The 14,419-nt window shown below is 43.3% G+C and carries 3 protein-coding genes; all 3 read left to right on the forward strand.

Annotated elements, in window-relative coordinates; all coding sequences use genetic code 11:
* Positions 1-3,249, forward strand: a complete 3,249-nt coding sequence (locus tag H6G77_RS18235) for a non-ribosomal peptide synthetase (protein WP_199331550.1) — start codon at positions 1-3, stop codon at positions 3,247-3,249.
* Between the two features lie 141 nt (positions 3,250-3,390).
* A complete protein-coding gene (locus H6G77_RS18240) occupies positions 3,391-7,905 on the forward strand; it encodes a type I polyketide synthase (protein WP_190872320.1) in 4,515 nt (1,504 codons plus the stop codon).
* Between the two features lie 16 nt (positions 7,906-7,921).
* Entirely contained in the window at positions 7,922-14,332 is a 6,411-nt protein-coding gene (locus H6G77_RS18245; RefSeq protein WP_190872321.1) for a non-ribosomal peptide synthetase, read from the forward strand.
* The last annotated feature ends 87 nt before the right edge of the window (positions 14,333-14,419 follow it).

Consider the following 14,419-nt stretch of genomic DNA (forward strand, 5'->3'; position numbering starts at 1 on the left):
ATGGGTGTGAAAAATAAAAACATTGAAGATTTTTATCCCCTCTCGCCCATGCAGCAAGGTATTCTGTTCCACAGTCTTGCTACTCCTAAGTCTGGGGTCTATTTTGAACAATTTAGCTGGAATCTCCAAGGAAAACTGAATGTTACCTTGTTCCATCGTGCATGGCAATATGTTGTAGAACGACATGCAATTTTGAGAACCTGCTTTGTTTGGGAAGGCTTAAAAGAACCAGTACAAATTGTACATCGACAAGTAAATCTACCGTGGCAAGAGTATGATTGGCAGCATCTCTCTTCGGAAGCACAACAACAAGAATTAGAATTGTTTTTTCAAAGCGATCGCTCTTGTGGTTTTAATCTCAAGCAAGCACCATTGATGCGCTTCACACTAATTCAACTGTCGCCGACTGCCTATAACTTTACCTGGAGTCATCACCATCTGTTGTTAGATGGCTGGTCTTTAGCGACAGTTTTTCAAGAAGTCCTGTCTTGTTACAAGGCTTTTAGCCACGAGCGACAGGTGTACTTGGAAAATATTCGCCCTTATCGAGATTATATTGTCTGGCTACAGCAACAAAATTTATCTGAGGCTGAAACTTTTTGGCGACAGACGCTGCAAGGTTTTACCACTCCCACACAGCTATCAGTGAGTCCAGGAAATGGCTTACTGACTCCAACAGATAGCTATCACGAGGCAGAATTAAAGCTGTCTGTAGCTGCAACCGCCGCATTAAAATCTCTAGCAAAGCAATATCAGCTAACGCTGAATACTCTAGTACAAGGAGCTTGGGCTTTGCTATTGAGCCGTTATAGCGGTCAAGAAGACGTAGTGTTTGGGGCAGTAACTTCTGGTCGTCCTCCGACTTTAGCGCAAGCCGAGTCTATGGTAGGGCTATTTATCAACACAGTACCAATTCGAGTCCAAATATCTCCCGAAGCATTGCTTGTACCTTGGCTGTTAAAAAGCCAAGACCAACTAATTGAGGCAAGTCAATACGAGTATTGTCCGTTAGTCAAAGTCCAAGGATGGAGTGAAGTTCCTAAAGGTTTATCTTTATTCGAGAGTATAGTCATTTTTGAGAACTATGCTATGGATGCGTCTGTACGGCAAAGGGACATAAATTTAGATATCAAAGATGTTCATAGCTTTGAAAAGACTAATTATCCCATTGCCCTGACCGTGATTCCAGGTGACGAGTTGTGGCTGAAAATTACTAGCGGCGATCGCTTTGATGGTGACACGATTCACCGGATGCTAGGACATTTGCAGACTTTACTAGCAGGTATGGTCAACAATCCCCAGCAAAGCCTGGGTGAGTTGTCGCTGTTAACAGAATGGGAACGACATCAGTTGCTAGTGGAGTGGAATAATACTCAAGTTCAGTATCCCCAACAGCAATGTCTTCATGAATTATTTCAAGTGCAAGTCGAGAAAACACCCGATGCAGTAGCAGTTGTATTTGAAGATGAGCAACTAACTTACCGCGAACTCAACACCAAAGCTAATCAATTAGCAGATTACTTACAAACTTTTGGCGTAAAACCAGAAGTATTAGTAGGGATTTATGTAGAGCGATCGCTATTGATGGTCATTGGGTTATTAGCCATCCTCAAAGCTGGTGGTGCATACATACCCCTAGACCCTAGCTATCCCCAAGAACGCTTGGCTTATATGCTAGAAGATGCTCAACCAAAGGTTTTATTAACCCAACAGAAATTAGTTGCAACGCTACCAAATCAGTCAGCGCAGGTTATTTGTCTGGATAGTGATTGGGAATTAATTAGCGATCGCCACGGCACAAATCCTGTTACTCACATTACAGAAGATCATCTCGCCTACGTCATCTATACTTCTGGTTCCACAGGAAAACCAAAGGGTGCAATGAACACCCATCGCGGCATCTGCAATCGCTTACTGTGGATGCAGGATGCTTATCAACTCACCGCCGCCGATCGAGTTTTACAAAAAACGCCCTTTAGTTTTGATGTCTCTGTTTGGGAATTTTTCTGGCCTTTGATTACTGGGGCGCGGTTAGTCATCGCTCAACCAGAAGGACATAAAGATCCCAACTATCTGGTTAACTTGATTATCCAGCAGCAAATTACGACCTTGCATTTTGTACCATCAATGCTGCAAGTTTTTCTCGAAGCAGCAGCAGTCGAAAAATGTCAGTCTTTGGTGCGGGTAATCGCCAGTGGAGAAGCATTACCAATTGAACTGCAACAACGCTTTTTTCAGCGACTTGATGCCCAATTACATAATCTTTATGGCCCAACAGAAGCGGCTGTCGATGTCACCTTTTGGCAATGCCAAAATCATTTAAACAACCAAAAGACAGTACCTATTGGTCGCCCAATTGCCAATATTCAAATTTATCTCCTTGACAAATATCTTCATCCTGTGCCTGTGGGTGTACCAGGAGAAGTTTATATTGGTGGTGTAGGTGTTGGTCGGGGTTATTTAAACCGTCCTGAATTAACCGCCGAGAAATTTATTCCCAATCCCTTCACTACCACAGCCAGCCGTCTTTACAAAACAGGTGATTTAGCCCGTTATCTTCCTAACGGAGAAATAGAATATATTGGTCGGATTGACTATCAAGTGAAACTGCGGGGTTTCCGCATTGAACTAGGAGAAATAGAAGCGGCGATCGCTCAATATCCCGGAGTACGAGAAACTGTAGTGGTGGTTAATGCACAACGAATAGTTGCCTATCTAGTTCCGCAAGCAGCCCAAACATTAAGCATTTCAGAGCTACGTAGTTTTTTAGAATCAAAATTACCCAGCTACATGATTCCCGTGGCTTTTGTTTTATTAGAAGCATTGCCCCTGACTGCGAATGGTAAAGTTGACCGCCGAGCTTTACCCGCACCTGATACAAACCGCCCCGAATTAGCTGATGCTTATCAACCACCGCAAACTGAAGTTGAACAAACTATTGCCCAAATTTGGCAAACGGTCTTGCAATTAGAAAATGTGGGTATTCATGATAATTTCTTTGAACTTGGTGGTCATTCATTGCTGTTGGTGCAAGTGCATAGCAAATTACGGGAGAAATTTACTAAAAATTTAGCGGTTCTTGATTTATTTAGATATCCCACAATTAACTCTTTAGCTAATTATTTAACGCAAGTTGAGCCGGAAAACATAACTGCTGAGATTTCAGAGGTTGTTATTGAGAAAGTTGCCGATGGCAAGGCTCAACAAAGAAAACGTTTACAAAAAATTAAATCTATCCAAAATATTTAATACCAGTCATGTATGAAGAAGAATTTTAAGAAACGAACCGCAAAGGGCGCAAAGGACACGAAGGAAAGAGAGTTTTATAGAGTTAAGAAAAGAGAGTTTTAGAGAGTTATTGTGTGATTAATTTTTTTACTATTTAAAATTATGGGTATTAGTACATCATTAAATGGATCAGAAATAGCAATTATCGGCTTATCGGGGCGATTTCCGGGAGCCAAAGATATTGATGAGTTTTGGCAAAATCTTCAGCAAGGCAAGGAAACAATTGCATTTTTTACTGATGAAGAACTCTTGGCGTCCGGAATAAATTCATCTTTATTAAATGACCCTAATTATGTTAAAGCCCAAGCAATATTAGAAGACGCAGAATATTTTGATGCCGAGTTTTTTGGCTTTAATCCTAGAGAAGCTACAATTACTGATCCTCAACACCGAGTATTTCTTGAATGTGCTTGGTCAGCTTTAGAAAATGCTGGGTATGATTCCCAAAATTATCCAGGTGCGATTGGTGTTTATGCTGGTTCTGGAATGAACACCTACTTACTAAATATTTATTTAAATCAAAATCTTATTGGTGCTGTTGATCCACAGCAACTTATGTTAGCTGGGAATAAAGATTTTTTAACTACTCGTGTTTCTTACAAACTCAACTTAGAAGGGCCTAGTTACGCAGTTCAAACCGCTTGTTCAACTTCATTGGTAGCTGTTCATTTGGCTTGTCAAAGCTTACTCAATGGTGAGTGTGATATGGCTTTGGCTGGTGGTGTCGCCATCCATGCTGACAGAAAAGCAGGATATTTATATACAGAAGGAGGGATATTATCCCCTGATGGACATTGCCGTGCTTTTGATGCTGATGCCCAGGGATCTGTAGGTGGTGAGGGTGTGGGAATTGTGGTGTTAAAGCGATTGGAAGATGCGTTGAGCGATCGCGATACAATTCATGCCATCATCAAAGGTTCAGCAATTAATAATGATGGGGCGTTCAAAGTCAGCTACACAGCACCCCGCATCGATACCCAAGCTAAGGTGATTAAAACTGCCCAAATCGTCGCTGAAGTCGAAGCAGAAACTATCACCTACATTGAAACTCACGGTACAGCTACCGCTTTAGGCGACCCCATTGAAATGGCCGCCCTCACCCAAGCTTTCCGCAGTAGCACCCAAAAAACAAACTTCTGTGCCATTGGTTCCGTCAAAACCAACGTTGGACATTTAGACACAGCCGCAGGTGTGACGGGGTTAATCAAAACTGTCCTCGCCCTGAAGCACAAGCAAATACCCCCAAGCTTGCATTATTCTGCCCCTAACCCGGAAATTGACTTTGCCAATAGTCCTTTCTACGTCAATACCAAACTTACAGAATGGCAAACCAATCATCTTCCCCGGCGTGCGGGAGTTAGTTCCTTTGGGTTGGGGGGAACTAATGCCCATGTAATTCTCGAAGAAGCGCCTGTGTGGGAAGGGGACAGGGAGCAGGGGAGAAAGTATCAATTGTTGCTTCTATCTACCAAAACAGCATCGGCACTAGAAAAAGCAACCACAAATTTAACTGATTATTTGCAAGCACATCCTGATTTAAATCTGGCGGATGCGGCTTACACATTGCTCTTTGGACGCAGAACTTTTGACTATCGGCGTGCGGTGGTTTGTCGAGATATTGCCGATGCACTCAAGGCGCTGCAAAATTCCCCGCCAGTCGCTCACAAAACTCAACCACGTCCAGTTGCTTTTATGTTTTCTGGGCTGGGAACTCATTACGTTGATATGGCTTTGGAACTTTACCAAACTGAGTCAACATTTCGCGGCTGTGTGGATGAATGTTGTGAACTGCTTCAGCCCGTGCTGGGTTTAGATTTGCGAGATGTTTTATATCCCAACCGAAATCATCAAAATGGTAAGCAGCAAACCCAAACAGGTCTAGATTTGCGGAAAATGCTGGGACGGGGTGAGCCATCAACTGATGTTGCTACGCAAAAGCTGAACCAAACTGTGTTGACGCAACCAGCCATGTTTGTGATTGAATATGCGTTGGCTCAGTTGTGGATATCTTGGGGAATTCGCCCGACGGCGATGATTGGTTACAGCATTGGTGAATATGTCGCCGCCACTCTAGCGGAGGTTTTTTCTTTAACAGATGCTTTAACCTTAGTCGCCAGAAGGGCGCAGATGATTGACGAGTTGCCAGCAGGGGCAATGCTGGCTGTGCCGCTTTCCGAATCAGAAATCCAGCCTTGCTTGAATGAGAAGATTTCCCTGTCGGCGATTAACAGCGAATCATTATGTGTGGTTGCAGGTTTCCCCGATGCCGTTGCAGAATTAGAACAAAAATTGAGCGATCGCGGTTTAATAGGTAAGCGGTTACAAACTTCCCATGCTTTTCATTCTGTAATGATGGAAGCGATCGCAGCAACTTTTCACAATTTAGTTAATCAATTTAGCCTCAAATCCCCCAAAATTCCTTATATTTCTAACGTCACCGGCACTTGGATTACTGCCGAACAAGCCACAGACCCCACCTACTGGGTGCAGCACCTTTGCCAAACAGTGCGCTTTGCCGATGGAGTCCAACAATTATCACAAAAAGATCATCCAATTTTATTAGAGGTCGGCCCTGGTCAAGCATTAATTAGTTTTGCATCCCAATGTCTCGATAAATCCTTGATGTTTCCCAGCTTGCGTTATTCCTACGAGCAGCAGTCAGATGTCGCCTATTTATTAAATACATTGGGTCGTCTGTGGCAAGCTGGGATTACTGTAGATTGGTCGAGTTTTTATAACGATGCACCACAACAACGTATTCCTTTACCAACCTATCCATTTGAACGTCAGCGTTACTGGGTTGATGCCCATCCAACCGCTAATTTGGTTTTGCGTTGCGCCCCTGGAGAAACACAAAACACAATAGACGAAACTCAAACTGCGCCAAAAACCAGTATCACTGGCTATGTCAGACCTAATTTAGATAATGATTATGTCGCCCCTAGAACGGAAGTAGAACAAATCATTGCCAATATTTGGCAAGAACTCCTGGGTATTGCTTCCGTAGGTGTAGAAGACAGCTTTTTTGAGTTGGGTGGAGATTCCGTACTAGGGATTCAAGTCAGCGCCAGAGCCAATAAAGCCGGGTTTCGACTCACACCCCAGCAATTATTTGAACATCAAACGATCGCCAAATTAGCACAGGTAATCACTAAAACCCAAGTTGTCCAAGCTGAACAAGGTGTAATTACAGGTTCAGTCCCCCTCACCCCGGCTCAACACCAGTTCTTTGCCTTGAATCAACCAGAAACCCATCACTGGAACCAAGCGGTGTTGTTAGAGGTAGTAAAACCTCTGAATTTAGATATTTTAGAGCAAACCTTAAAGCAACTATTAATACATCACGATGCCCTGCGTCTGCGGTTTACCCGTTCTGAGTCGGGATGGGAACAGGTCAACGCCGCACCTGAAGAATATGTCCCGTTGACATATATTGATTTGTCAGCTTTGTCATCCACCGCCCAACAATCAGCTTTAGAAGTAGCCGCCGCCCAAATTCAAGCCAGTTTGAATTTAATCACAGGGCCAATTGTCCGGTTTGCCTTGTTTGATATGGGTGTGCAGCAAAACAGTCGTTTATTAATTGTGATTCACCACTTGGGGACTGATCCTGGTTCTTGGCGCATTTTATTAGAGGATCTCCAGACTGGTTATCAGCAGTTGAGTCAAGGACAGCTTATTCAACTCCCCGAAAAGACAACTTCTTATCAGCAGTGGTCGTTGCGTCTCCAGAAATATGCCGCATCAGAACAGTTACAACAACAGCAACAACACTGGTTAAGCGGACGTTATCAGCAAGTTGCCACTTTACCCTTAGACTATCCTGACGGCATCAACACTGTAGCTTCCGAAGCGCAAGTTATCTCAGTTGCGTTGAATGAAAGCGAAACTCAACTGCTGCTTCAGGAAGTTCCGGGAGTGTATCGGATGAATACACAAGAAGTTTTGCTGACTGCACTGGTACAAGCTTTTAAACAATGGACAAAGCAAAACTTACTCCTAATTAATCTTGATGAAAATGGACGGGAAGTGAGTACAGGTGGAATTGATGATGTCGATATCTCCAGAACAGTGGGGTGGATTACGACTACTTACCCTGTGCTGTTAGATTTAGACAAAACAGTTACTCCTGGGGATGCACTCAAAGCCGTGAAAGAACAAGTGCGTCATGCTTCGAGTAATGGTATTGACTACGGAGTGTTACGCTACCTCAGCCCTGACCCGGTAATAATTGAAAAATTCCAGTCTCTTCCCCAAGCTGAGGTAATGTTTCTCTACCTTGGTCAACTGAGTAAAAGTTTGCCGCAAGATTCCTTGTTTAAATGGACAGAAGAAGCACTCGGTTCAACAGCCAGTCCAAAAGCAATTCGCCCTTATCTCTTCCAAATTAATGCGGCAATTACTGAAGGCAAATTACAACTATATTTCAACTACAGCCGGAATATTCATCAGCCCCAGACAGTCGAAAAATTATCGCGCAATTTTATTCAAGCCCTCAAATCTTTGATCAGCCATTGTCAGTCTCCCGAAGCTGGAGACTATACCCCCTCTGATTTTGCGGCTGCAAATATCAATCAAGAAAATTTAAGTAAATTGTTAGCTCAAATCAGTCAATAAGCAGGAGAAATTTCTCATGAAACCCAACAATATTGAAGATATTTACGAACTTTCTCCGATGCAACAGGGGATGCTGTTTCACAAGTTGGCTGCACCTGATTCGGTGGTGTATTTTGAGCAGAATTATTTTACTTTGCAAACGCCAATTAATATACCAGTTTTCCAAAAAGCTTGGCAGCGAGTTGTAGACCGTCACCCAATTTTACGCACAGCGTTTTATTGGGAGAATCTGGATAAACCATATCAAGTGGTATATAAGCAAGTAGATTTACCTTGGGAATTTCAAGATTGGCAACATTTATCATTAGAAGCACAACAAAAGCAGTTTGCAGATTTTTTAATAGCCGATGGCGATCGCGGTTTTGAATTAGGGCAAGCCCCTTTAATTCGCCTGACATTAATTCAGATGGCTAAAGACAATTATCAATTTGTGTTTAGCTTTCATCACATCTTAATGGAGGGCTGGTCTGTAAGCTGGCTTTGGAAGGAATTTTATGAGTTTTATTATGCCTTTTGTCAAGGGCAAGATTTATATTTAGAACGCCCCCACCCCTACAAAGAATATATTACTTGGTTACAACAACAAGACCATAAGAAAGCCGAATCTTTTTGGCGGCAGAAACTCCAAGGATTTACAGTCCCAACACCAATTCTGATTGGGAAAAATGCAGCTAATTTTGCTGACCAAGCCACAGATTATCACAGACAAGAATTACAGTTGTCAGCAACTATGGCAACTGACCTCAAAGCTTTTGCCCGCAAGTATCAACTAACTTTAAATATCATCATTAAAGGTGCTTGGGCTTTACTTTTGAGCCGTTATAGTCAAGAGTCAGATGTGGTTTTTGGCTCAACATCTTCAGGTAGACCAACGGCGTTAGCTGATGCGGAATCGATGATTGGGCTGTTTATCAACACACTCCCACTACGAGTAGAAGTAGACCATAATGCTGTCCTCACTTCTTGGCTGAAACAACTGCAAACTGAAGAAGTGCAGATGCGGGAGTATGAATACAGCCCATTATCCAAAATTCAACAATGGAGTCAGATTTCACCTGGTCTACCACTATTTGATAGTATTTTAGTTTTTGATAATGAATTAGTAGATTACAATCAAGCATCGATTCTTGAAGATATCGGAGTCATCGATTCTAAATCATTATTTGACTGGACAAACTACCCCCTAACTGTGAAGGTAGTACCAAATTCAGAATCATTAAATTTATATATTTCCTATAATAATCTTCAATTTGAAAGCTCTAGTATGAGCCGCATATTAGAGCATTTAAAAACTTTATTAGCGGGTTTTATTGCCAATCCCGAAGCAAAATTGCGGGAACTACCAATGCTGACCACACAAGAAAATCAGCAAATCCTCCAAGTATGGAATAATACCGCAACTAATTATGCTCTAGATAAATGTATCCATGAATTATTTGAACAACAGGTAGCAAAAACACCAAATGCAGTCGCCGTAGAATTTGCAAATCAGCAATTAACTTATCAACAATTAAACACCAAAGCCAACCAATTAGCTGATTATTTGCGATCGCTAGGAGTAAAACCAGAGGTATTGGTGGGGATTTGTGTAGAGCGTTCTTTAGATATGATTATTGGACTACTCGCCATCCTGAAAGCGGGTGGCGCATATATCCCCCTCGACCCCAACTATCCTAGTGAACGTATCGCCTTTATCCTGGAAGACACACAAGCCCCAGTCTTACTCACCCAAACTGCACTTCTGGCAGTCATGCCCCCACACCAAGCCAAGGTAATCTGTTTAGATACTGACTGGCATCACATCAGCCAACACAGCGCCGACAATCTGGTAACGGAAGTCACGACTGAGAACCTCGCTTATGTGATTTATACCTCTGGTTCCACGGGTAAACCCAAAGGTGTACAAATTCCCCATCTTGCCTTAAGTAACTTTTTGTACTCTATGCAGCAAGCCCCCGGCTTAACTGCTGAAGATACATTACTGGCAGTTACCACCTACTCTTTTGATATTGCCGCCTTAGAATTATTTTTACCTATAATTGTCGGCGCAAGGTTGGTAATTGCCAGTCAAGAAATTATCTCCGATGGTGTGCAGTTGGCGGCAAAAATCGCTGAGTGTCAAGCTACAGTTATGCAAGCCACACCAGCCACATGGCAATTACTGTTAGCCGCAGGTTGGAGTGGTAATCATCAATTAAAAATTCTCTGTGGTGGCGAAGCTTTACCAGAACAATTAGCCAATCAGTTGCTAGAGAGGTGTCGGTGTTTATGGAATATGTACGGCCCCACAGAAACCACAATTTGGTCAGCCGCTTGTCAGGTAAAAACCGTTGATCACACCGTACCCATTAGTTCTCCCATTGCCAACACCCAGCTTTATATCCTCGACAAAAATCACCAACTAATGCCTGTGGGTGTAGCTGGGGAGTTGTGCATTGGTGGCTTGGGACTGGCGAGGGGTTATTTCCAGCGTCCAGATTTAACAGCCGAAAAATTTATCCCCAATCCTTTTAGCGAAACAGCCGCACGTCTGTATAAAACCGGAGACTTGGCGCGATACTTACCTAACGGAGACATTGAATACCTGGGACGCATTGATCATCAAGTCAAAATCAGGGGTTTCCGCATTGAATTGGGAGAAATTGCTGCTGTCATCAGCCAACACCCAGCCGTCAGAGAAACTGTGGTGACGGTTCATGGTTCCGCCACCGATACTCAACGAATCGTTGCTTATATAGTTCCGCGCACAGGGCAAACTTTTACACCTGCGGAACTGCGGGATTTGTTAGCAGCTAAGTTGCCTAACTACATGATGCCAGCAGCTTTTGTGACTTTGGAAGCACTACCATTAACACCCAATGGTAAAGTTGACCGCAAAGCACTCAAACCACCGGAATTTACACCAGGATCAGCGTCCAGTCTGACTCCAGCCACACCCATAGAAAATTTATTAGCCGGGATTTGGGCGGAAATATTGGGTATAGATAAAGTCGGGATTGATCAGAATTTCTTTGAATTAGGTGGACATTCTTTAATCGCCACCCGTGTGATTTCCCAAATTCGCCAAGTTTTTCAAATCGAGTTACCTTTACGTTATTTATTTGAAAAACCCACCATCGCCGGGTTAGCTAAAGAAATTGAAAAAGCAATTCAGGCAGATTTCACAATTGCCACGACTAAGATTGAAAAGATAGCGCGATCGCCACAATTACCTTTATCATTTGCCCAACAAAGGCTGTGGTTTTTATCCCAACTAGAACCAAGTAGCCCATTCTACAATATCCCAGCAGCAGTGCGGCTACAAGGACAGTTAAATGTCGCCGCCTTAGCCCAAAGTTTCAGCGAAATTGTCACCCGTCATGAAGCACTGCGAACCAATTTTGTCACCACCGCCGGACAAGTTGTAGCTGCGATCGCACCAGAAAAGCCCCTCAGCTTATCCACCATCGATCTCAGCGACCTGGAAACAAGTCAACAAGCAGCCAAAATCCAACACCTCGCTGACTTAGAAGCACAACAACCCTTTGACATCAGCCGCGACCATCTCCTCAGAGTCAAACTCTTACGTCTGAGTGAACAAGAACATATTGTTTTAGTGACAATGCACCATATTGTCTCTGACGCTTGGTCAATTGGCATATTGGTACAAGAATTAGCCGCCCTTTATCCAGCTTTTTGTGATGGACAACCCTCACCATTACCTGCCCTACCAATACAATATGTAGATTTTGCCGCGTGGCAAAGACAATGGTTACAAGGACAAGTCCTGGAAACCCAAATATCTTATTGGCGCAAGCAATTAGCAAACGCCCCCACAGTTTTAGAATTACCCACCGATTATCCCAGACCAGCAATCCAGACCTTTCAGGGTGCAACCTACTCATTTGAATTATCAACAGAACTATCAACAGCCCTTCAGAAATTCAGCCAGCAGCAGGGCAGTACTTTATTTATGACCTTGTTGGCAAGTTTCCAAATCTTGCTATGGCGTTACACCGGGCAGAAAGATATTGTGGTTGGTTCGCCCATCGCTAACCGCAACCGAGCCGAAATAGAAGGGTTAATTGGCTTTTTTGTCAATACTCTAGTCCTGCGAACTAACTTAGAGGGAAATCCCAGCTTTGTGGAACTGCTCAAACAAGTGCGAGAAATGGCATTAGGCGCTTACGCACATCAGGATGTACCGTTTGAGTTGTTGGTTGAGCAATTGCAACCCCAGCGCGATTTAAGCCATACGCCACTGTTTCAGGTGATGTTTGTCTTGCAAAATGCGCCGATGTCTGCATTAAAATTGCCGGGTTTGACTTTAACGCCGGAAGACAGCAGCAGTGATAGTGCCAAGTTTGATTTAACTCTTTATGTCACAGAAACCGATGCAGGGTTAGTTGCGAGTTTAGAGTACAACACTGATTTATTTAAAGAAAGTACGATTTGCCGAATGGCAAGTCATTTGCAAACGTTGTTGACAGGAATTGTGGCAAATCCACAGCAGCGTTTGTCAGAGTTACCATTGTTGAATAAATCTGAGCAGCATCAATTACTGCGGGAGTGGAATGATACCGCCGTTGCCTATCCACAACATCTATGTATTCATCAATTATTTGAACAACAGGTAAATAAAACACCAAATGCAGTAGCCGTAGAATTTGCAAATCAGCAATTAACTTACCAACAATTAAACACCAAAGCCAACCAATTAGCCCATTATTTGCGATCGCTGGGAGTTAAACCAGAGGTGTTGGTGGGAATTTGTGTAGAGCGTTCTTTAGATATGATCATTGGACTACTCGCCATCCTGAAAGCGGGTGGTGCATATATCCCCCTCGACCCCAACTATCCTAGTGAACGCATCGCCTATATCCTAGAAGACACACAAGCACCAGTCTTACTCACTCAAGCATCACTCTTGGCAGCAATGCCCCCACACCAAGCCAAGGTAATCTGTTTAGATACTGATTGGCATCACATCAGCCAACACAACCAGGAAAATCTAGTCACGGAAGTCACAACCGAGAACCTCGCCTACATTATCTATACCTCTGGTTCCACAGGCAAACCCAAAGGTGTAATGATTCAACACGCCAGCACCGTGGCCATGTTAGATTGGTCAGACAAAACCTTTAGCCGAGAAGCAAGGGCGGGAGTTTTAGCATCCACCTCTATTTGTTTTGACTTGTCGGTATTCGAGATGTTTGTGCCTTTGTCTTGTGGTGGCAAGGTGATTTTAATCGAGAATGCACTATATATCAGCAATCTCCCTGCAACCTGTGGTGTCACTTTAATTAATACTGTCCCCAGTGTCATTGCACAGTTACTCCAAACAGATCATATTCCCGCTTCTGTGCAAACTGTGAATATTGCGGGAGAACCACTGCAAAATCAACTCGTGCAGAAACTTTACCAGCAAGCTCACATACAACAGGTATTTAACTTGTATGGCCCTTCGGAAGATACCACTTATTCTACGTTTGCCTTAATACAGAAGGGTGCGAACAGTACACCACCAATTGGTAGACCAATTCACAACACCCAAACTTATCTGTTAGATGAAAATTTACAACCAGTACCTATCGGTGTACCAGGAATGTTGTACCTGGGTGGGGCTGGTTTAGCCCGTGGTTATCTCAATAAATTAGAACTCACGGCGGAGAGATTTATTCCTCATCCCTACACTCATGTCCCAGGAGAACGATTATATAAAACAGGGGATTTAGCCCGCTATTTGCCGAATGGAGAAATTGAATACATTGGGCGCATTGACAACCAAGTCAAGATTCGTGGTTTCCGCATTGAATTGGGCGAAATTGAAGCATTAACAATTCAGCATCCAGGCGTAGAAGCTGCTGTTGTTAGGGTTGTAGATGCTCAACAAATCATCGCCTACGTAGTTTTGAACTCAGAACAACCGCCCACCATTGCGGAGTTACGCGGCTTTTTAGAAGCAAAGTTACCAAACTACATGATTCCCGCAGCTTTTGTAACTTTGGCAGCACTACCATTAACACCGAATGGTAAAGTTGACCGCAAAGCACTACCCGCACCAGACACAGCCCATCCAGAATTAACAGCCGTTTATCAACCACCCCAAACTGAGTTAGAAAAAACCATTGCGGATGTTTGGCAAGCAGTATTGAATATTGAGCGTGTAGGTATTCATGACAATTTCTTTGAACTGGGTGGTCATTCGCTGCTGTTAATTCAAGTTCATAGTCAATTACAAAAAATACTCCAGAAAGATTTTCTGTTGGTGGAAATGTTTCAATATCCAACTGTGAGTCGTTTGGCTAGATATTTTAGTCAGGAATCTACAGTTGCTACATCTACTATCCCAAATTCCCATCGTGCGGAACAGCGAACTGCTTCGACTCAGCGTCGTAAACAAGCCAGAAAAGAATATCGTGCTGCTACTAATCAAACAGGGGAGTGAGTTGAGGAGAAGGTAGGAGGCAGTGGTTCGGCTTCGCTCACCAACCAGGCAGGAGGCAGGAGGGTTTGAGGTTTGGTGATTTTTTTT

It is taken from the genome of Aulosira sp. FACHB-615 (assembly GCF_014698045.1).
GTDB lineage: Bacteria > Cyanobacteriota > Cyanobacteriia > Cyanobacteriales > Nostocaceae > Nostoc_B.

Excerpts from the sequence above, each read along its gene's own strand:
- H6G77_RS18240 (WP_190872320.1), top strand. The coding sequence starts at position 3,391 with ATGGGTATTAGTACATCATTAAATGGATCAGAAATAGCAATTATCGGC.
- H6G77_RS18235 (WP_199331550.1), top strand. The coding sequence starts at position 1 with ATGGGTGTGAAAAATAAAAACATTGAAGATTTTTATCCCCTCTCGCCC.
- H6G77_RS18245 (WP_190872321.1), top strand. The coding sequence starts at position 7,922 with ATGAAACCCAACAATATTGAAGATATTTACGAACTTTCTCCGATGCAA.